Source organism: Streptomyces sp. NBC_00322, from assembly GCF_036147535.1.
In the GTDB taxonomy this organism is placed as follows: Bacteria; Actinomycetota; Actinomycetes; order Streptomycetales; family Streptomycetaceae; genus Streptomyces.
Window position 1 is genome coordinate 8,257,961 of the sequence record NZ_CP108019.1, and the last position, 20,580, is coordinate 8,278,540.

Below are 20,580 nucleotides of genomic sequence, written 5' to 3' on the forward strand. Positions count from 1 at the left end.
CGCTGCTGACGCATTGTCGTTGCAGCGTCTTCGGATTTGGCGACTCTGGGCGCAGCTTATGGGGTGCATCTTTCGGGTGCCGTTGTCCACATATCAGCCTATCCGAGGCGTGCACAGTCGATCGGTGCCGGTACTGGTTCCGGTGCAGTCGCCTTCGGCCAAGAGGCTTGGGACTCGTTGTGGCGGACGCAGGCGCGGCATAGCGTTGATTGCGTCCCGACAACCGTGGCGGAGGCCTGTGTGAGCGATCCCCTGAGCGCGACCGTTGTCCATGCCTTTGGTGACGACGTGCTGGGAGAGCACGACGCCGTGAGCCTGGCCCGGCTGATCCGCGACGGGGAAGCCGATCCGGTCGAGGTGGCGCGGGCCGCCGTGGAGCGGGTGCGGAAGGTCGACGGGGATCTGCACGCCGTACAGGTACCGGCGTACGACCAGGCCGTGGCCTCCGCCACGGGCGGGCCGGGGACCTTCGCGGGGGTGCCGACCTTCATCAAGGACAACATCGACTACCGAGGTCTGCCCACGGGCTTCGGCAGCTCCGCGTACGTGGCGCGGCCCGCGCGGCGGCACGCGCCCTTTGCCCGCCAGTTCCTGAGCACCGGCGTGACGGTGCTCGGCAAGACCCGGCTGCCGGAGTTCGGTTTCAACGCCACCACCGAGTACGAGAACGCGCCACCGGTGTGCAACCCCTGGCACACGGGGCACTCTGCGGGCGGCTCATCGGGCGGCAGCGCCGCGCTCGTGGCCGCCGGCGCCGTGCCGATCGCGCACGCCAACGACGGCGGCGGCTCCATCCGCATCCCCGCCGCCTGCTGCGGGCTCGTCGGCCTCAAGGCCACCCGCGGCAGGCTGGTCGCCAACGAAGAGGGCCGCACCCTGCCCATCAACCTGGTCAGCGACGGGATACTGAGCCGATCCGTACGGGACACCGCCGCGTTCTTCGCTGCCGCGGAGCAGCACTGGCGCAACCCGAAGCTGCCACCGCTCGGCCTGGTCGAGGGCCCGTCACAACGCCGTCTGCGCATCGGGCTGTTGCTCGATTCCCCGACCGGTATTGCCGCGGACGCCGCCACCCGCGCTGCCGTGACGGACACCGCGACAGCGCTGGAGAAGCTGGGCCACACCGTGGAGCCGGTACGGATCGTGCTGGACGAACACTTCGCCGAGGACTTCATCACCTACTGGGGCCTGCTGTCCTTCCTCGTGGGCGCCACGGGCAAGCGGCTGGACCGCCACTTCGACCGGCGCCGCATGGACGGTCTCAGTCGCGGCCTGCGCGACCACTACCGGCGCCGGCTGGGCAGCACCCCGGCGGTGCTGCGCCGGCTGGGCCGCTCCCGCGAGGCGTACGCTGCTGCCTTCCGTGACCACGACCTCGTCCTCTCGCCGGTCCTTGCACACACCACGCCGCGCCTTGGCCACCTCAGCCCCGGTGTGCCGTACGAGACGCTCATCGAGCGGCTCACCTCCTACGTCGCCTTCACCCCGCTGAACAATGTGGTCGGCAGTCCCGCGATCTCCCTGCCCGCGCGCATGGCGACCGAGGACGGCCTGCCGATCGGGGTGATGTTCTCCGCCCGGAACGGCGACGAACGCACGCTGCTGGAAATCGCGTTCGCGCTGGAGGCCGACCAGCCCTGGCGCCGCATCCAGGACGGCCGGGCGGCCACGCCGTGACGAGGACCGCGGCGAGGCGCCGGGCGTTGAGCGCCTCGCGGGCCGCTTCGATCAGTCCCGGTTCCCACTCGGCCGGCTGTGCACGCACTTCGCGCAGCAGAAGCAGGGCCGCCAGTGCCTTGACCTTCGGCCGAGCCCGTGGGGCGATTCCCGGCCACCTACCGACGGTGGCCGGACTTCGCCGCACCCGCGATTTCGCGACGGCGGGGACAGCGGGCGGCGGGGATCAGGTGTGCAGAATGCTGTTGTGGCCGTCGTGGGCGTCGGCGAATTCGTCGTCGAACCAGTAGTCGCCGGCTGCCAGGTAGCGGAATCCGTAGCTGTGCTCAGGGGGCAGGTTGACGGTGACGGCGCGGGTGCCGTCCGTTCTCGCCACCAGAGGATGGGCGCCGGGCTGCCAGTCGTTGAAGTCGCCGACGACACTGACCTGGCCGCAAGGCTGGTCCGCGGGGATGACGAACGTGATCTCTGTGTCGTTCTTGCGGCGGGAACGCTCCAGCATGGAGAAACCTTCCTCTTCGGAGAGCAGTGGGGGCCAGCATTGCCCTGTTCGTGCTCTTCCGTCGCGCCCGGCTGCGCCAACGGCGCCGCCGGTCGCCCGTATGGCCCCCGCGACACGGTGTCTTTCCCGCCGTGGAGTGCCTTGGGCTCGCGCCAGTGTTCTCGACCGGGTGGGCGGGCGCGTGAGGCGGTCGCTGCGGGCGCAGAGGTCGGCGACCCCGCTCTCTCGCCGACGAAGCGTGATCCGCGAGTCGTATCCGCCTCGTGTCCCTGTCAAGGCGAGCGGGGCAGCGGCCGCATCGCGGAAAACCCGGTGCTCCCGCCATACCAAGTTCCCTACACTCACCAGGAATCGCGCGCTACGACATCGCAGCGCGCGCCTTGACGAGTGAGGGGAGCCGGGCCGTGCGTGACCGCACCGCTGTCGTTGTTCCCCCGTCACGGTACGAGGTGATCCTGGTGTCTTCGTCTGTCCGGCGTCGGCTGCGCGGCCCACGCCGGATCTCCGCGACGAACACCTGACCCCCTGTCTGTTCGGCCTGAACCAACGCCTCGGAAACATCACGGGACGTTGCGCCGCCTTGAGGGTTTGTGCCTGGCCTGAGTGCAGGTCGTGGTCCGTCCGGGAAATCGCGCTGACTTGTTGTCGGTCATTCCTGAAAGGCCAGAGTTGTGCGCACCGAAATCCGTCACTTCGACAATCCGCTCACTGGCGTCCGCAATTTGGGCATCCTCGCCCACGTCGACGCCGGCAAAACGACCGTCACCGAACGGATCCTGTATGTCACCGGCGCAACGTACAAGCGTGGCGAGGTCCATGACGGTACGACCGTCACCGACTTCGACTCGCAGGAGCGAGATCGCGGGATCACGATCTTCGCTGCCGCGGTGAGCTGTGACTGGGACGGCCACCGGATCAATGTGATCGACACTCCCGGCCACGTCGACTTCGCCGACGAGGTGGAGCGCTCGCTGCGCGTGCTCGACGGCGCCATCGCGGTGTTCGACGCCGTCGCCGGGGTCGAGCCCCAGAGCGAGTCGGTCTGGCGACAGGCCGACCGCTACGGGGTGCCGCGTATCGCATTCGTCAACAAGCTGGACCGTACCGGTGCCGACCTGGACCTGGCGGTCGAGTCGATCCGGGCAAGGCTGCATACGGTTCCGCTGGTGGTCCAGCTGCCGATCGGTCAGGAGGAGGGGTTCACCGGCGTGGTGGACCTGCTCCGTATGCGGTCGCTGGTCTGGTCCGACGGGTGCGACACCTTCGAGGACCGTCCCGTACCGGAGGACTTGCAGGACGAGGCACGCCGTCGCCGTCGGCTGCTCGAGGAGGCGGTGGCGGAACTCCACCCGATCGCACTGGAGGAATTCTGTGCACAGTCAACGGTCTCCGCGCAGACACTGACGGCAGCGCTGCGGGACCTGACACTCGCCGGTGACGCCCTGGTCGTGCTGTGCGGATCGGCCTACCGCAACCGCGGGATCGAGCCGCTGCTGGACGCTGCCGTGGCCTACTTGCCCTCGCCGCTGGACGTACCGGCGGTGCGCGGCACCGTCGACGGCTCGGAGCAGGAGCGGGCCGCCGACCCGGCCGCGCCGTTCGCCGCGCTCGTGTTCAAGGTGAACGCGACGGCCACGGGACGGCTGACCTACCTGCGGGTGTATTCGGGAACGATCAGCAGAGGAGAGGCGGTGTTGGACGTGCAGGCGCGGCGCACCGAGCGGGTCGGCCGGATCCTGCGCGTACAGGCGGACCGGCACGCGGAGGTGGAACGGGCAGTGGCCGGGGACATCGTCGCCGTGGTCGGAGTGAAGGCGGCACGCACCGGTGCCACGCTGTGCGCACCCGGGGCGCCGTTGATCCTCGAACCGCCGACGGTGGCGGATCCGGTGGTCTCCGTGGCGGTGGAGGCTCGCAGGAGCATCGACACCGACCGATTGGTGTCGGCGCTGGCACGACTGGTCGAGGAAGATCCGTCGCTGCGGGTCCGCACCGACCGTGAGACCGGCCAGACGGTGCTTTCGGGCATGGGCGAGCTGCATCTGGAGGTCGCGGCGGAGAAGATGCGTCGTGCCCACGGACTGGATGTCAGCGTCGGCCGGCCGCAGGTGTCCTACCGGGAGACGGTCTCCCGTGGGGTGTCCGGGATGGTGTACCGCCACGTCAAGCAGGATGGTGGCGCCGGGCAGTTCGCCCATGTCGTCCTCGACGCACAGCCGTTGGACGCCGCGGAGCTCGACGGTGGCGGCAGCGGCAGGGAGGTCGACTTCGAGTTCCAGTCGACCGTTGCCGGCGGACGCGTGCCGGCGGAGTACGTCCGGGCGGTGGAGGCCGGATGCCGGGACGCCCTGGCTGAAGGGCCCCTGGGCGGCAACCCGGTCACCGGGCTGCGGGTCACCCTGACGGACGGGGCCACCCATCCCAAGGATTCCTCGGAGATGGCGTTCCGTACGGCCGGTCGGCTCGCTCTGCGGGAAGCACTGCGCGCCTGCGCGATGGTGCTGCTGGAACCGGTGGCCGAGGTCACGGCCACGGTGCCCGAAGACGCCGTCGGCGGAGTCCTCGGCGACCTGGCGGCACGACGCGGCCGGATCACGGGCTCGACCGCCCGGGCAGGCACGGCAGTGATCACCGCGACCGTGCCGCTGGCCGAACTGTTCGGCTATGCATCCCGGTTGCGCAGCCGGACCCAGGGCCGGGGCACCTTCACCAGCCGGGCCACCGGCTACGCCCCGGTACCGAGCGGCGTGTTGAGCGCGATGCCGTCACGGTAGAACGCACTGGTGGCCCCGCCCTTGTACGGGCGGGGCCACCACCGGAGCGCCGGCTGCTGAGCCGCCGAGGCGGCAACGCCGCGCGCCGCGGCGGGCCGGTTACGACATGGCGCCGACCATGGCGTCGACCATGACTCCGGTGTCCGCGATGGTCTCGAAGGCGACCGGCACACCGTTCTCCAAACGCCACACATGCGCGAAGCGTGCCTTCATCGCCTTACCCGTCGCACGGCCTCGCCCCTGATAGTGGCCGAGGGCGACCACCAGGTCCGGAACGGCAATGAGCTCTGTCGGGGCGACCGCGAAGTCCTCCCACTCGGTGTCGAACCGGGCGAAGACGTTGGCCAGCACCTCGTCACGGCCGCGATAGGTTCCCCCGTACGGCAGCCCGGCGGTGACCACCCACTCGATCCCGTCACTCAGGGTGTTGAGGACCGCCTCACCGTTCCCGCGGCTCAGATCTGTGTACATCTGCGCCACGACGTCCCTGTCCTTCGACGCTCGGGCGTCCTGCAAGTTCACAATGGCAGTCATTGGTGCTCCCGTTCCTCATTCCTTTGCGCGGCCTGGCGTCGCAAGCGTGGGCGTCGACAGGTCCGATCGCAGCCCGAGACGTGGTGCCCCGGCCCGACACTCCTCGTGACCTTCCTGGCTGATGGTCAGCCGGGAGGAGCTGCGGCACCCATGGTCACCAGGGCCGGGCAAGGGCGGCATCGGTCAACTGACCTATCCGGCGACGGGGATGTGCGGAAGCGATCAACAACGCGCGGATCAGGGCAGCAGCCGATGCTCCATGGCGAACACCGCGACGCCGGCTCTGCTGCGCCGTCCGGTCTTGTCGTAGATGTGGGCCAGGTGGTGCCCCACGGTCCGGTTCGAGATCGACAGCCGTTCGCCGATCTGCCGGTTGCTCAGGCCCCGGGCCGCCAGGCAGAGCACCTCTACCTCTCGCTCCGTCAAGCCGGATGGCAGCACTCGGCGAGGCTTCGGGAGACCCGCCGCCTCGATGACGGCCGCGCACGCCTCCCGGTCGAGTCCTCCGGTCTCGGCCTGCTGCACCAGCAGATCGGCCGCGGCAGGCACGGTGTGCGCCTCCCGGTGTGCGCGCGGTTCGGTGAGTGCGGCGAAAACGTCTGCCGCAGCAAGGATGCGGGCGGCGAAGGGAAGGTGTCGGGAGGGATCTCCGCGGTGGTAACCACCGCCCTCCACCCGCTCGTGATGAGCGGAGGCGGTCGGCGCCAGCCCCGCAAGGGCGGGCACCCGCTCCAGGATCCGATGGGTCCAGTAGGTATGCATGCGAACCTTCTCGACCTCGGCTATTCCCAGTGGACCGGGCCGGTCCCAGATATTGGTCGCAATCCCGACCCGCCCGAGGTCGTGCACCAGAGCCGCACAACGCAACTCGCTTACCGCGGCCCGGTCCAGGTCCGCGATGGCGCCGGCGTCCGCGGCCAGCGTTGCGACGTGCTCACTGTGCCCGAGCAGCCATCGGCTCTTGAGATCCACCACTTGGGCAAGCACCGCGCACAACTGCGGAAGCGAACCGAACGGAACGGTGACATGCGGCATCGGCTCGATGTCGAGAACCGCGGCGAGCGCGTTCGGTTGTTCCAGCGGCTTGAGTGCGAGCGAGGTATCGGCGACGAACGCCCGAGCCAGGTCCGGGTCGAGATGGCCCCCGCTGCGCCGACGGATCTCGAAGACCGCGGCCGGTTCACCGCCCAGGTCATGTGCGAGGACTGCCTGTTCCGCAACGTGCACGATCCGCGCGGCCTGCGACAGCTGCGTCCCGCGGCGGCCTTCGGGGATGCCGCGTCCGTCCCATCGCTCGTACACGTCGTCCAGTGCCGCCACTGAGTCCGGTAGCAGGCCCAGCCCGGTGCCGAGGGCGCGGCTGGTCTCGCAACCGCTGCGCATGGCCTCGACCCCCATTGTGGGGAAAACGTCGACGAAAGTCCGTGCCAGACGTGGCCCTTCGGCGCCCGCCCAGTCGCCGAAGGTGCGCAACTGCGATGCGAACACTGCTTCGTCGCCGTGGTCCAGCCGCTTCAGAGCAGCCTGGAACGCGACATCGTCACCGAAGACGTCCGCGAGTTCCGGCGCGAACGACGTGCAGCCGACCGAACGCAGCAATGCCACCTCGAAGACCACCCGGCGGGTCATGGAGTCGACACCGAGCACAGAATCCGCGAACGCCGTGGCAACCGCGCACACGCGCAGCCCCTTCTCGAAGGACATTCCCGCGGCGACATCGGTGGTAAGCGACAGGGCTGCGAGCACCTCGGCCACACGGATCTTCTGCATCAGCGCATCGTAACGACGGGCTGACCGGCAGCGAAGAAGAGCCCGGCCGGGAGGCGAAAGCCGCCCAGGAGCAAGATGATGCCAGCATCGAGGGAGGTAACCATGGCAACTGTATTGATGCCCATTCCCGCGCAGGACTTCGACCCCAGCGAGGTCGCGGTGGGGTGGCAGGTCCTTACCCGAGCCGGACACAGCGTGGTGTTTGCGACGCCCGGCGGCAGGACCGCGAGGGGGGACGAGGTCATGCTCACGGGGCAGGGGCTCGATCCGTGGGGACGCGTTCCGGGACTGAAGCGGTTCCTCGGCATCGGGTGGGCCCTGCGGGCCAACGCCGATGCCCGGTCCGCCTACACGGAGATGGTCCAGTCCGAGGAGTTCCATGCCCCGGAGCCGTGGGATGCGGTGACTGTCGAGGGCGCGGACGGCCTGTATCTGGCGGGCGGCCACCGGGCACGGGGCATGCGCCCGTATCTGGAGAGCAGGACTCTGCAGGCCCTGGTCGTGGAGGCATTCCGGCGCGACCTGCCGGTTGCCGCGATCTGCCACGGCGTTCTGCTCGCCGCGCGCAGTACTGACCCCGACAGCGGCCGCTCGGTTCTGTACGGCCGCCGCACCACGGCGCTGACATGGCGCCTGGAGAGGACGGCGTGGCGGATCGCCCGGCGCACCCGCTACTGGGACCCCGATTACTACCGCACCTACCGGGAGGAGCCGGGCCGGCCTGAGGGCTACATGTCCGTACAGCAAGAGGTGACACGGAATCTGGCGCATCCGGACGACTTCCTCGATGTCGTGCCCGGCACCGCGGACTACCGGCGCAAGGCCGGCGGCAGCAGCCGCGACACTCTGAGCGACGAGCGACCCGCTTTCGTCGTCGAGGACGGGAACTACCTGTCCGCCCGGTGGCCGGGCGACGTCCACACCCTCGCCCGACGATTCGCCGCCACGCTCCCTCGCTGAGACGCGTCGCCGACCCCCATACCCCGGGTACCACTTCGCCGGCCCGGCAAGGGAGTCTTGGGGCTGTGTCCTCACTTCTTCCTCAGCAGGCTCAACACGGGCTCCCCGCAGGGCAGATGATTGTCTGCGGTGACGACGCGTTGGCTGCCCGTCTCGCCTCCGAACTGCACGACGTCTACGGGGAGCGGGTGACGCTGGTCGTCCCGCCCGCCCGCTCCTCGACAGGTGGGCAGCCTGCCGTGGCGCCGAACCGTATCCGGACTTCTGCGCTCTTCGGGCGGGTGTCCGCTGCGATGAACCGGCCGGGTGGTGCCGACGAGGTCGGCTCCAGTGGCGAATTCCTTCTTCCGGTACGGGAGGTGGAGGCTGCCGAGCCCTCGGAGGAGGCACTGCGTCAGGCCGGTGTGGAGCGGGCCGCAGCCCTGGCCCTCGTGTATGACGACGACGAGACGAACATCCGGGCCGCGCTGGCCGCCCGGCGGCTCAACCCCCGGCTGCGGCTGGTGATCCGGCTCTACAACCGCAAGCTGGGCCAGCACCTGGAGGGTCTGCTCGACCAGGCTGCCGTCGTCGCCATGCCGGGTCTGGACGTCACCGCGCTGGACGCCTCCACCACCGTGCTGTCCGACGCGGACACGGCAGCGCCCGCCCTGGCAGCCACAGCGGTGGCCGGTACGAGCAAGGTCGTGCAGGCGGACGGGCTGCTGCTGCGTGCCGTTGAGCGCACCCCGCCGGGGCGCGGCGAGATACCCGATCCCGGCTTGTGCACGCTCGCCCTGCTGTCGTCCACCACCAACGACCCTGCGGGCGCCGAGGGTTCGGACAGCAGCGGCCCTCACGGTCCGAGTCTGCTGCCCGACGACGCCACGGTCGCGGCGGCCACCGGACGGGGGACTGTTGTGCTGGAGACGATCTCGTACGCCGGGCTGCCGGTGCCGTCCCGTCGTCTGGCCGGCCGGGGCGCCCCACTCAGGGAAATCTTCTCGCGTCGGCTGCGCCGGGCGCTCGCCGGTGCCGCCGCGGCCGTGGTCGCCCTCGCCGTCGCGTCCTGGCTCACGACCGGCGACCATCCGTTGCACGCCGCGTACCTCACGCTGCTCGACCTGTTCGCGATCGGGGACCCGGCCGTCGGCGAACCCACCGCCCGCCAGGTGCTCCAGCTCCTGTCCGGACTGGTGGGTCTTGCGCTGCTGCCGGTCCTGGTCGCCGGATCACTGGAGGCCCTCGGCGCGTTCCGCGGAGCGGCGGGACTGCTGCGCCCGCCGCGGGGACTGTCCGGGCATGTCGTGCTGCTCGGCCTGGGCAAGGTCGGCACGCGGGTGCTGGCCCGGCTGCGTGAACTCGGCATCCCCGTGGTGTGCGTGGAGGAGGATCCGGAGGCGCGGGGCATCCCGCTCGCGCGCCGGCTGCGCGTGCCCGTGGTGCTGGGGGATGTCACCCACGAGGGCGTGCTGGAAGCTGCCAAGATCCATCGGGCGCATGCCCTGCTGGCGCTGACCAGTGCCGACACCACGAACCTCGAAGCGGCGCTGTACGCCCGTACCGTCAAGCCGGATCTGCGGGTCGGGCTGCGGCTGTACGAGGACGACTTCGCCACCGCCGTCTACCGCACCCTGCGGGCCGCGCACCCCGACGCGCTCACCCGCAGCCGCAGTGTTTCCACGCTCGCGGCCCCCGCGTTCGCCGGGGCGATGATGGGCCGTCAGATCCTCGGCGCCATCCCGGTGGAGCGCAAGGTTCTGCTGTTTGCCGTGCTCGATGTCGCCGGGCATCCGCAGTTCGAGGGCCGCACCGTCGCCGAGGCGTTTCGGCCCGGCGCGTGGCGGGTGATCGCTCTGGACACGGCGGAGCCCGCGGAGCGCCGGCCCGACCTCGGCGCATCCCGTCCGTACGGGGCCGACCGGACTGGCGCGGGGCTGTTGTGGGACCTCCACCCCGGTTACGTCCTGCGGCCCCAGGACCGTGTCGTTCTCGCCGCCACCCGCCGCGGGCTGGCGGAACTCCTGGGACGGCGCACCGGATCCCGCCCCGGCCCGCCTTCGGCCTGAGCGCTCGGAGATCCTTGGCGGGCTCGATCGGCGGGCGCCGACGGCCGAGCCGCCGCAGCCAGGGCGCGCGGGCCTGACAAGCCCGTCGTTGCGAGGTGCAATAGGCGTGGGAGGCGCCATGAATGTGGTCGCGGAACTCGAACAGGCTCGGGACTCCTACGGTCGCCAGGCCTGGCGGGACGCCTACACGCGGTTCTCGCACACCGATCATGAAGAGCCGCTCGGGCCCGACGACCTTGTACGGCTCACTGTCGCCGCCTATCTGGTCGGATACGACGCCGAGAGCGCTGCGGCTCTGGAGCGGGCACATCACGAGTACCTGCGTCTGGGCGAGGCGGCCCAAGCTGTGCGGTGCGCGTTCTGGCTGGCTGTTCCGCTTCTCCTGAAGGGCGAGGCGGCCCGTGGCGGAGGCTGGCTCGCCAGAGGGCAGCGGCTGATCGACGACCGGCAGCTGGACTGCGTGGAGCAGGGCTACCTGCGGTTTCCCTCTGGGCTTCGCCTTGTCGGCGAGGGCGATTTCGCGGCGGCGTACGCCACATTCACCGAGGCCGTCGAGATCGGTGATCGCTTCGGGGACCCGGACCTCGTGGCCATCGCGCGGCACGGCCAGGGCCGGGCGCTCATCAGCATGGGAAAGACCGTCGCGGGGCTGGCGCTGCTCGACGAGACGATGGTCGCGGTCACGGGCGGCGAGTTGTCGCCGATCATGACCGGGCTGATCTACTGCAGCGTCATAGAGGCCTGTCAGGAGATCTTCGACCTGCGCCGCGCGCAGGAGTGGACGGCGGCGCTGTCCGACTGGTGTGCCTCCCAGCCGGATCTCGTGCCCTACCGCGGTCAGTGCCTGGTCCATCGTTCCCAGGTCCTGCAGGTACGAGGGTCATGGCCGGATGCGATGAACGAGGCACAGAGGGCGTGCGAGCGGCTCTCCGACCCACCGGGCCAGCCCGCGCTCGGCATGGCCCTGTACCAGCAGGCGGAGCTGCACCGGGTGCGCGGTGCGTTCTCGAAGGCGGAGGACTCCTACCGCCGGGCCAGCCTGTGCGGTCACCCGGCGCAGCCCGGACTGGCACAGCTGCGGCTGGCCCAGGGCCGGGTCGACGCGGCCGTCGCAGCGATCCGCGGCGCTGCGGACGAGATGCCGGACCGGCTGGGCAGGGCGAAGGTGCTGGCCGCGTATGTGGAGATCATGCTGTCCGCCGGTGACGTGGTCGCCTCCCGGGCCGCGGCGGACGAGCTGTCGCAGATCGCCGCCGACATCGGGGCCCCGCTGCTGCGTGCGATCGCCGCCCACACGCGCGGAGCCGTGCTCCTCGCCGAGCGCGAGACCGCGGTGGCGCTCGATGTGCTGCGCGAGGCGTGCCGGGCATGGGGGGACCTGGAAGCGCCGTACGACCGGGCACGCTCCCGCGCCCTGGTGGGACTGGCGCGGCAACAGCTCGGCGACGCCGATACCGCTCAGCTGGATCTGGACGCGGCCCGCCACGTGTTCCGTGAGCTGGGCGCGGCCCCCGACCTGGCCCGGCTCGACGCGCTGACCAGCGGCCGCCGCGACACTGACACCGGGCTCAGTCCTCGTGAGGTCGAGGTCCTGCGGCTCGTCGCCGCCGGCAAGACCAACCACGCGATAGCCGTCGAACTGGTTCTCAGCGACAAGACGGTGGCCAGGCATGTGAGCAACATCTTCGTCAAGCTCGGGCTCTCCTCCAGGTCCGCGGCCACGGCGTACGCGTACGAGCACGGCCTGGTCTGACGGCGGCGCCCGGCTGCACAGAAATACCCATCGTCCTCGGGCTCCGCGTTTGGATCGTTCTCCCGATGCGGGCCCGCCCCTCGCGTTCCTAATGTCGATCTCAAAGAACGCGAGAAGGTGACGACGATGAACGACACACACAAAGCCGACCACATCGAGACGGTCATCATCGGTGCTGGTCAGGCAGGTCTTGCGGCCGGCTTCCACCTCGCCAGGCGCGGCCGGCCGTTCGTCATCCTGGATGCCAATGCCCGGGTCGGTGACAACTGGCGCTGCCACTGGGACTCGCTGCGCCTGTTCAGCCCGGCGCGTGTCGCCTCGCTGCCGGGGATGCGCTTCCCGGCGCCGCCGATGTCGTTTCCCACCAAGGACGCCATGGCCGACTTCCTGGAGACGTACGCGGCGGCCTTCGCGCTGCCTGTCCGAGGCGGCCACCGGGTCACCCGGCTGTGCCGCGACGACGGGAAGTACGTCGTGACGACGGACCGGTCCTCCTTCGTGTGCGACAACGTCGTGGTCGCCTCCGGTACGTTCGGCCGCACCCCCTACGTCCCCGACTTCGCCGACAAGCTCGGCCCCGGCATCGTGCAGCTGCACTCGAGTGCCTACAAGAACCCGGATCAGCTCCGCCCCGGCGGCGTGCTGGTGGTGGGAGCGTCACACTCCGGCGGGGACATCGCCTTCGAGGCGGGCTCGGCCGGACACGGGACCGTGCTCAGTGGCCCCATCCACGGCGAGGTGCCCGTCGACATCGAGGGCCGGGCGGCGCACGTGGTCTTCCCTGTCCTGTGGTTCCTGGCCCAGCACCTGCTGACTCTCCGTACCCCCATCGGCCGCAAGATGCGTCCCGAGGTCAGAGCCCACGGCGGGCCGCTGATCCGGATCAAGCGGGCCGACCTCGCCCGTGTCGGTGTCGAGATGGTTCCGGCCCGCACGGTCGGTGTGAGCGACGGTCTTCCGGTCCTCGACGGCGGGCGTGTGCTGGACGTCGCGAACGTCGTGTGGTGCACCGGCTTCCGGCAGGACTTCTCGTGGATCGACCTCCCGGTCACGGGTGACGACGGCTGGCCGGTCGAGGAGCGTGGTGTGGTGCCCTCCTCGCCGGGGCTGTACTTCGTCGGCCTGGCCTTCCAGTACGCCTTCGCATCGATGCTCATCGGAGGTGCGGGCAGGGACTCGGAGCATGTCGTGAAGCACCTCACGGAAAGTGCCGTACGCGGCTGGCCCAGGGCGAAAGCCCTCGCCTAGCGTCCCGCGGGCGGACGTCGTGGACGCGACGACAGCCGGGCGGCGCCGTGTGCAGGACCACCTGGCCCGCGCACAGCTGCACCGGGCAGGCGGACGGTACGACGAGGCGGAGCGCGAACTGCGCGCGGCGCTCCGGGTCGCCCGAAGCGCGGCCGGCCCGGCCTCGGCCGAGGTGGCCGACGCGGCGTCGGCCCTCGGAATCCTGCTCGAATCAGTGGGCAGACCGGCCGACGCCGAAGGAACCCTGCGCCTCGCGGTGGACATCTACGAGCGGATCTACGGCCCCGACGACCCTCGCCTCACCCGGCCGCTGAACGCTCTGGGCGCCGTCCGCCAACGACGCGGCGACCTGACCGAGGCAGAACGGCTCTACCTGCGGGTCATCGCCATCATGACCAGCACGGCGACCTGACCTGCGCCCCCGGCTCAGCGCTCTGAAGGCCGATGCGGCCCACGTCCGCTCAGCCGAGGTCGAACCAGGAGCGTCGTGACCGGCCCGGGCGGGAAGGCGCCACCCGTACACAGTCGCCCTCATGGCTGCACAATGTAGGACAAAGGCGCCTGATCCTCGTCCGGCTTCCCTGCGCGGTCGAGGGGGTGCGTGCCGCGGGTGGAAGGCGATGGTCGGTGGCGTCCGTTCGGTCGGAGGGCGAGAAGGCTCCTGGTCCGCTCTGGTCCGAGCCCGGGACACTGCTGGAGCACGTGTCCATCGCCGTCTTCGCCATCGACGAGGACGACCGGGTCTGTTACTGGGGGCCCGGCGCGCAGGACCTCTTCGGGCACGACGCCGCGGCTGTGCTGTCCCAGCCTGCCGGCGTTCTCTTCGCCGACCCGCCGCGAGGCGCCCCCGACGCGTCGGTCCGGCTGGCGGAGCGGGGCCGCAGGCTGGGGTACTGGCGCGGCCGGCTGACGGCACGGCACCGGGACGGCGCAGATTTCGACTGCGGATTCAGAGTGTTTCCCGTGACCGGCGCCGGGGGCCGTTCGGTGGTCATGGCCTTGGCGAGCCGCAGTGACGAGCTCGATCGGGTCAAGACCAACCTGGCCTTCCTCGATGCCCTCTTCGTGACGTGCCCCATCGGCCTGGTCATGCTCGACGAGGAGTTGCGCTACGTCCACCTCAACCAGGCGCTCGCCGACATGGACGGCCTCCCCATCGAGGAGCACCTCGGACGGCGGATGGAAGAGATCATGATCACGTCCGACGGCGGTGAGTACCAGCGGATGCTGCGTGCCGTCGCCGCTCAGGGACGGCCCGTCGTAGGCGCGCTGGTGGGTGTACGCACACCAGGGCACCCGGATCGCGACCAGGTGCGGTCGGTGAGCTTCTTCCCGCTCAGCGGCGCGGTCGGCTCCCGCTCGGGAGTGGGCGGACTGCTGGTGGACGTGACCGACCGGGAGCAGGCCATCATGGAGGCAACCGCCGGCCGTCAGCGGCTGGCTCTGCTGGACCGTGCCACGGCCTCCATCGGAACCACCCTGGACGTGGATGTCACCGCCCGGGAACTGGTCGCGGCCGCCGTGCCCGACTTCTCGGATGCCTCCGTCGTCGAAGTCGTGGAGTGGATGGACGAACCCGAGGTGTTCAACCCGCAACTTCCGCTGGTCACCCGCCGGATCGCCTCCGGCACCGTCCTGCCCCCGCCCGCCACCGAACTCGTGAGCGGGCTGGAGACCGTCACCTACCCGCCCGGCTCGGCCATCCACCGGATGCTGCAGACGGGCCGTCCCGTCTCCGTCCTGGTGAACGACGAGTTCATGACCCGGACCGTCATTCACCAGGCGCGCGCCCAGCTGCTGAGAGACAGCGGTCTGGTCGGCATGATCATCGCCCCGCTCATCGCCCGGGGCACGGTCCAGGGCATCACCATCTTCGGACGCTCCGCCGCCCGGCCCGCCTTCACCGACGAGGACCTCAGCCTCGCCGGTGAGCTCGCCTCCCGCGCCGCACTCTGCCTCGACAACGCGCGCCTCTACAGCCGAGTACAGGACATCGCCCTCACCCTCCAGCGCGCGCTGCTTCCGAGTGCGCTGGCGACCAGCCCTTACGTGGAGGTCGCCCACCGCTATCTGCCCGGCAGCCACATCACCGAGGTCGGCGGCGACTGGTACGACGTGATCAACCTGTCGGGCGACCGGGTCGCCCTCGTCGTCGGTGACGTGATGGGACACGGAGTACCGGCAGCCGCGGCCATGGGCAGGCTGCGTCTCACCGCCAAGGCGCTGGCCAGGCACAACCAGGAACCGGACGACCTACTCGCCGAACTGGACGCCTGTGCCCAGGAGGCAGGGATCGAGCTGGCGACCTGCCTCTACATCGTGTACGACCCCACGACCGGCCGCGCCCGCATCGCCAGCGCCGGGCACCCCCCGCCTCTCGTGCGCCATCCGGACGGCACGGTCGAGACCATCAGAGAGGTCCTGGGAATTCCCCTCGGGGTGGGCGGTCACCGCTACAGAACGATCGAGATCACTCTGCCCGAGGGCGCCGTTCTCGCCCTGTACACCGACGGCCTCATCGAAACACGCGGCAAGGACATCGAAGTGGGCCTGGCGGCGGTACGGGCCGAACTGCGAGGGGCATCGGGCCAGTTGGAAGAGACGGCGGACCGCATGCTCGCGAGCCTGCTGCCCGACCCGCCGGACGACGACACGGTGCTCGTCCTCGCCCGCGTCCGCCGCACTTCACGTAACCAGTGAGGCTTACTATCGACGCGGCTACTCGAAGCGCGCGGTGTCGCCCGCCCCTCGGCGTACGATCTCGAGTTCGCCGCCGGAGAAGTCGATGACGGTCGTCGGCTCGGTGCCGCAGTCGCCCGAGTCGACCACGGCGTCCACCACGTGGTCGAGTCGCTCCTTGATCTCCCAGCCCTGTGTCATCGGCTCGTCCTCGTCGGGCAGGAGCAGGGTGCTGGAGAGCAGCGGTTCTCCGAGCTCGGCGAGGAGAGCCTGGGCCACGGCGTGGTCGGGAATCCGCACTCCGACCGTCTTCTTCTTCGGGTGCAGCAACTGGCGCGGCACCTCTTTGGTCGCGGGCAGGATGAAGGTGTAACTGCCAGGCGTCGCCGCCTTGATCGCGCGGAACACGTCGTTGTCGATGTGCACGAACTGACCCAGCTGCGCGAAGTTCTGGCACACGAGGGTGAAGTGGTGACGATCGTCGAGGTTCCGGATCGACCGGATCCGGCTGATGCCGTCACGACTGCCCAGTTGGCATCCCAGGGCGTAGCAGGAGTCCGTCGGGTACGCGACGAGCGCGCCGGACCGGATGCTGTCAGCCACACTGCTGATGGTGCGCCGCTGAGGATTGTCGGGGTGCACGTCGAAATACTTCGCCATTCGCCGAGTCTAGAGGCCCGTCCCGTAAATGATCTCCGACTGGACTTCATGTACGGGCCGGGGTCTCAGATCCGGACGGTGGCCGCGCCAAGTCCGGTGGCACGCTCCGGGTTCAACGGACCGGTCAGTTGGTGGGCTGCGCGGCCTTCCAGGCGCGGTAGTGGACGTCGATCGCGTCGGTGGGGGAGGCGTGGCGGGGCGTCCAGCCCAGCAGGCGGCGCGCCTTGGCGCTGGTGACGAGTTCGTCCTGGTCGGCGGCCATCTGCATCATGCCGCCGGCTTCGGTGCTCTCCAGGGAGATCTCGCCGGTGTGGCCGGCAGCGCGGACGGCGGCGTACTGGACGTCCAGGGCGCGCAGCCGCTGTTCGTCGGCGACGACGAAGGTCTCGCCGTCGACTATGGCGGGGTTGTCGAGGATGCGTACGTACGCCTGGGCGAGGTCGTCGACGTGGACCCAGCTCCAGCGCTTTTCGGTGTCTCCGTAGAAGACCGGGTGGCCGGCCTGGGCGGCGGCGAACCACTGGCCGGTCATCGACGTCGTGGCGGTCCCGCCGTACATGAAGCCGGGCCGGACGACGGTGTGGGCGAGGCCGGTGGCGGCGAGTTCCTTCTCCAGCTGGAAGCGGAAGGCGATGGGGCTGTCGGGGTTGCCGGGGGTGTTCTCGTCCATCAGGGGCACGCCGGTACGGCCGTAGGAGGAGATGCCGGTCGTGAACACCAGATGGCGACGGCGCCCGTCGCGCTCCTGCGCGGCCCGGAGTTCGGCGAACAGGCGCTGGTCGGCGCCGAAGGGGTCGCTCATGTCCATGAGCAGGTGCACGACGGCGTCCACGCCGTCCAGGTGGCCGCGCCAGGTGTAGCGCCCGGCGCCGCGTCCTCGACCACATTCCGGCCGACCTGGTCCCCACCGTCGCGGGCATCCTGCAAGCCCTCACCGAAGCGACGCTGCACGAGCGTGCGTAACATCACGGCATGGCTCAACTCCAACGCCTCCGCTTCGACCATGCCCCGGCGCTGCTCCAGTTCGAGCAGGAAAATCGGGCCTACTTCGCCGCGTCGGTTCCCGACCGTGGCGACCACTACTTCGCCCACTTCGATGTGCGGCACCGTGAGCTGATGGCCGAGCAGGCCGCCGGGCTGCACTTCTTCCATCTACTGGTGGGCAGCAGCGGTGAGGTCCTGGGGCGGGTCAACCTGGTTGATGTGGAGGACGGTTCGGCCGAGCTTGGATACCGGATCGCGGAGCAGGCCGCTGGGCGGGGACTGGCTACTGCCGCCGTTGATGAGGTCTGCGCCCTGGCTGCCGCAGAGTACGGACTGACCGCGCTGCGGGCCGTCACGACACTCGACAACCCCGGTTCGCGAGCCGTGCTGGCCCGTACGGGATTCGCGCCTACCGGCGAGATCGAGCTGGACGGTCGCCCAGGCCTCCGCTTTGTACGGAACCTGCAGGACGCTTGCCTCGGCGCCAACCCGGCGCCGGGCGTGATCAGATGACGAGCGCGCCAAGCGCGAGCAACGCAACGCCCAACGCGAAGGCGACGACGACGCCGAACGTGGCGGCCGCCGCCGGGTGCGGAGTGTCCAGGCGAACGCAAGCACCGCCGTCCGTCAGGTGGTTCGGCGGATGGCGATGAGATTGTCAGTCACGGTAGCGGTCTGCCCGTCCGGGCCGGTGGCGAGGCGTTGCGGGCGGTCGAGGCGTTCGGCGTGCCAGTGGGCGGGGTTGAGTTCGAGGCTGTTGTAGACGTCTTCGGGGGTGGGGAAGTGGGTGCGCGGGTCGGGGTTCCGTGCCCAGGGGCGGACCGAGCCGTGGTCGACGATGAGCAGGAGGCCGGCGGCGGTCAGCGCCTGGGCTGACGTGCGCAGGATGCGTGCCCGGGGGAATTCCAGGGGTGTGTGCAGGTACTGGGCGGAGATGAGGTCGAAGCTGCCGGTGGGGAACGTGTGGGCCAGGTCGTGCCGTTCGGTCGTGACGAGGTCGCCGACTCCGGCCGCGCTGCCGTGATCGGCGGTGCGCTGCAGGGCAGTTGAGGAGACGTCGACCGCGGTGACCCGCCAGCCCTGGCGGGCGAGCCAGACGGCGTCTCCGCCTTCTCCGCAGCCCAGGTCGAGCGCCTTGCTCAGTCATGCCGACACCCTGCGTCCGACGCGGTGGACGCGGCAATGTTCCTTGCCGTTTCAGCAAGGAGGATCGGTGTGAGGTGATGGGTCTCGGCCAGCGGGGGCGCAATGACGTCACATGGCACCTGTGGCGGAACCGAAGGAGCTGTCGAGCAGTCTGGCTCTACGAACTGTATGGATCTACGAACGCTGGTCGTCGTCAGAGGAGAGAGCGATCTTGGAGAGCTTCACAACGCGCCCGAGCCGCCGCGCGATTCTGACCCTGGGTGCCGCGACGGCACTGGCTGTTGCTGTGTCCACGGACGCTCAGGCCTCGGCGGTGCCGCCCGGCGCGGAGGACGACATTTCCCGGGCCCTGGGCAAGCTTGAACGGGAGCATTCCGCTCGGCTCGGTGTCTTCGCGCGCAACACGGTCACAGGCAGGAGCGTGCTGCACCGCGCGGACGAACTCTTCCCGATTTGCTCGGTGTTCAAGACGATCGCCGCCGCTGACTGTCCTCAGAGACCTCGACCGGCACGGCGAATTCCTCGCCAAGCGCATCCGGTACACGGAGAAGGATGTCGCCGAGTCCGGCTATGCCCCCATCACGGGCACGCCCGAGCACCTGGCAAACGGCATGACCGTCGGCGAGCTGTGCGCGGCCGCCGTCGAATACAGCGACAACACCGCGGGGAACCTCCTTCTCCACGAGCTCGGTGGCCCGACGGCCGTCACGTGCTTCTGCCGCTCGATCGGGGACCGGACGACCCGGCTCGACCGGTGGGAGCCCAGGCTGAACTCGGCCGAACCATGGCGCGTGACAGACACCACGAGTCCGGGCGCCATCGGGCGGACCTATGCCAAGCTCGTACTCGGCAACGCACTTGCACCCCGGGACCGGCAGCAGCTGACCGCATGGCTGCTCGCCAACACCACCAGCGGGTCTCGCTTCCGCGCAGGCCTCCCCAAGGACTGGACCCTCGCGGACAAGACGGGCACCGGCGACTACGGGACGACCAACGACGTCGGCGTCGCCTGGACGCCGGACGGGGCACCCATCGTGTTGGCTGTCCTCTCCACCAAACACGACGCCCGCTCCCGGGCGGACGAGCCGCTCGTCGCCAAGACCGCGGAATTGCTGGCGGCAGCACTCGCGTGACGGGCGGCGCGGCGGCCACCCTGCGCCTCACATCGGAGACACCGCGCCCGAGATATCGTGCGGTCGTGACCGGTTCTGCCCAGAGCCCATTGCTCTTCCTCGATGTGGACGGACCACTTATTCCATTCGGCGCGGCACCGGAGCGGTATCCGGACGGGTATCCGACCTATCGCTCGGGTTCCGACCCACTGGGCGCCGACTCCAATCCACTTGTGGCCAGGATCAATCCCGAGCACGGGCCCCGATTGACGGCGCTGCCGTGCGAACTGGTCTGGGCCACGACATGGATGCGCGACGCGAACGAGTGCATCGCCCCGCGGATCGGCCTGCCGCAGTTGCCGGTGGTGATCTGGCCGGAGCCGTCCGAGGCCGATGAGCAGGACGAGAGGGAAGGGCTGCACTGGAAGACCCGCGCCCTTGTCGACTGGGCAGCAGGGCGCTCATTCGTCTGGGTCGACGACGAGATCACTGACACCGATCGCGTCTGGGTGTCCGCACACCATCGAGGACGAGCCCTGCTTCATTTTGTCGACCCGCGCCGAGGCCTCACCGACGCGGACTTCGTCGCCCTCGACGAGTGGCTGCGAGGAACTCACGGGACGCCGACGTCGCGTGGCGCGACGTAAGGCCGCCCGAGAGGCAGGCTGTCCGCCGGCGGGTCGGCAATAGTTCCCTCGGCCCGGGCCAGCGGGGCGAGGGCCAGTCCGACGAC

Annotated in this window: 16 protein-coding genes and 1 pseudogene; 11 read left to right on the forward strand and 6 right to left on the reverse strand. The window is 69.9% G+C overall.

From position 1 onward, the window contains the following. The first annotated feature begins 240 nt into the window (after positions 1 to 240). A complete protein-coding gene (locus OG905_RS37580; protein ID WP_328681568.1) occupies positions 241 to 1,677 on the forward strand; it encodes an amidase in 1,437 nt (478 codons plus the stop codon). 226 nt (positions 1,678 to 1,903) lie between these two features. Here the strand turns inward: OG905_RS37580 and OG905_RS37590 are convergent, their stop codons facing one another. Continuing rightward, on the reverse strand, positions 1,904 to 2,179 hold the full coding sequence (locus OG905_RS37590) for an isoamylase early set domain-containing protein (protein WP_328681570.1): 276 nt from the start codon (positions 2,177 to 2,179) through the stop codon (positions 1,904 to 1,906). A gap of 671 nt (positions 2,180 to 2,850) precedes the next feature. Here OG905_RS37590 and fusA point away from each other — a divergent pair. Then, positions 2,851 to 4,953: an elongation factor G gene (gene fusA, locus OG905_RS37595; protein ID WP_328681572.1), complete on the forward strand. Its 2,103-nt coding sequence runs from the start codon at positions 2,851 to 2,853 to the stop codon at positions 4,951 to 4,953. A gap of 99 nt (positions 4,954 to 5,052) precedes the next feature. On the opposite strand, the gene OG905_RS37600 is transcribed toward fusA, so the two are convergent. After that, positions 5,053 to 5,487, reverse strand: a complete 435-nt coding sequence (locus OG905_RS37600; protein ID WP_328681574.1) for a nuclear transport factor 2 family protein — start codon at positions 5,485 to 5,487, stop codon at positions 5,053 to 5,055. A gap of 237 nt (positions 5,488 to 5,724) precedes the next feature. Continuing rightward, positions 5,725 to 7,257, reverse strand: coding sequence for an HD domain-containing phosphohydrolase (locus OG905_RS37605; protein WP_328681575.1), 1,533 nt, complete (start codon positions 7,255 to 7,257; stop codon positions 5,725 to 5,727). 102 nt (positions 7,258 to 7,359) lie between these two features. On the opposite strand from OG905_RS37605, the gene OG905_RS37610 reads away from it, so the two are divergent. The 6 genes from OG905_RS37610 to OG905_RS37635 all read left to right on the forward strand — a co-directional run bounded on the left by OG905_RS37610 (position 7,360) and on the right by OG905_RS37635 (position 15,966). Further along, the gene (locus OG905_RS37610) at positions 7,360 to 8,217 is read left to right on the forward strand and encodes a type 1 glutamine amidotransferase domain-containing protein (RefSeq protein WP_328681576.1); all 858 of its coding nucleotides are present in this window, start codon (positions 7,360 to 7,362) and stop codon (positions 8,215 to 8,217) included. Between the two features lie 116 nt (positions 8,218 to 8,333). Next, positions 8,334 to 10,265 carry an NAD-binding protein gene (locus OG905_RS37615; RefSeq protein ID WP_328682813.1) on the forward strand — a complete coding sequence of 644 codons (1,932 nt, stop codon included), beginning with the start codon at positions 8,334 to 8,336 and terminating at the stop codon, positions 10,263 to 10,265. A gap of 106 nt (positions 10,266 to 10,371) precedes the next feature. Then, entirely contained in the window at positions 10,372 to 12,018 is a 1,647-nt protein-coding gene (locus tag OG905_RS37620) for a helix-turn-helix transcriptional regulator (RefSeq protein WP_328681578.1), read from the forward strand. A gap of 126 nt (positions 12,019 to 12,144) precedes the next feature. Beyond that, entirely contained in the window at positions 12,145 to 13,266 is a 1,122-nt protein-coding gene (locus OG905_RS37625) for a flavin-containing monooxygenase (protein WP_328681580.1), read from the forward strand. A 19-nt stretch (positions 13,267 to 13,285) separates the two neighbouring features. After that, entirely contained in the window at positions 13,286 to 13,678 is a 393-nt protein-coding gene (locus OG905_RS37630) for a tetratricopeptide repeat protein (RefSeq protein ID WP_328681582.1), read from the forward strand. A gap of 215 nt (positions 13,679 to 13,893) precedes the next feature. Next, positions 13,894 to 15,966, forward strand: coding sequence for a SpoIIE family protein phosphatase (locus OG905_RS37635; RefSeq protein WP_328681584.1), 2,073 nt, complete (start codon positions 13,894 to 13,896; stop codon positions 15,964 to 15,966). Between the two features lie 18 nt (positions 15,967 to 15,984). On the opposite strand, the gene OG905_RS37640 is transcribed toward OG905_RS37635, so the two are convergent. Further along, a complete protein-coding gene (locus OG905_RS37640; protein ID WP_328681586.1) occupies positions 15,985 to 16,605 on the reverse strand; it encodes an L-threonylcarbamoyladenylate synthase in 621 nt (206 codons plus the stop codon). A gap of 124 nt (positions 16,606 to 16,729) precedes the next feature. Further along, positions 16,730 to 17,437 carry an NAD-dependent epimerase/dehydratase family protein gene (locus OG905_RS37645; protein WP_328681588.1) on the reverse strand — a complete coding sequence of 236 codons (708 nt, stop codon included), beginning with the start codon at positions 17,435 to 17,437 and terminating at the stop codon, positions 16,730 to 16,732. A gap of 140 nt (positions 17,438 to 17,577) precedes the next feature. On the opposite strand from OG905_RS37645, the gene OG905_RS37650 reads away from it, so the two are divergent. Further along, positions 17,578 to 18,102 (forward strand): GNAT family N-acetyltransferase, encoded by a 525-nt coding sequence (locus tag OG905_RS37650; RefSeq protein WP_328681589.1) that lies wholly within the window; start codon positions 17,578 to 17,580, stop codon positions 18,100 to 18,102. A 114-nt stretch (positions 18,103 to 18,216) separates the two neighbouring features. On the opposite strand, the gene OG905_RS37655 is transcribed toward OG905_RS37650, so the two are convergent. Next, a complete protein-coding gene (locus tag OG905_RS37655; protein ID WP_328682815.1) occupies positions 18,217 to 18,732 on the reverse strand; it encodes an SAM-dependent methyltransferase in 516 nt (171 codons plus the stop codon). A gap of 214 nt (positions 18,733 to 18,946) precedes the next feature. Between OG905_RS37655 and bla the strand changes: the two are divergent. Continuing rightward, positions 18,947 to 19,868, forward strand: a pseudogene (gene bla, locus OG905_RS37660) (class A beta-lactamase). Between the two features lie 65 nt (positions 19,869 to 19,933). Next, positions 19,934 to 20,494, forward strand: a complete 561-nt coding sequence (locus OG905_RS37665) for an HAD domain-containing protein (protein ID WP_328681590.1) — start codon at positions 19,934 to 19,936, stop codon at positions 20,492 to 20,494. The last annotated feature ends 86 nt before the right edge of the window (positions 20,495 to 20,580 follow it).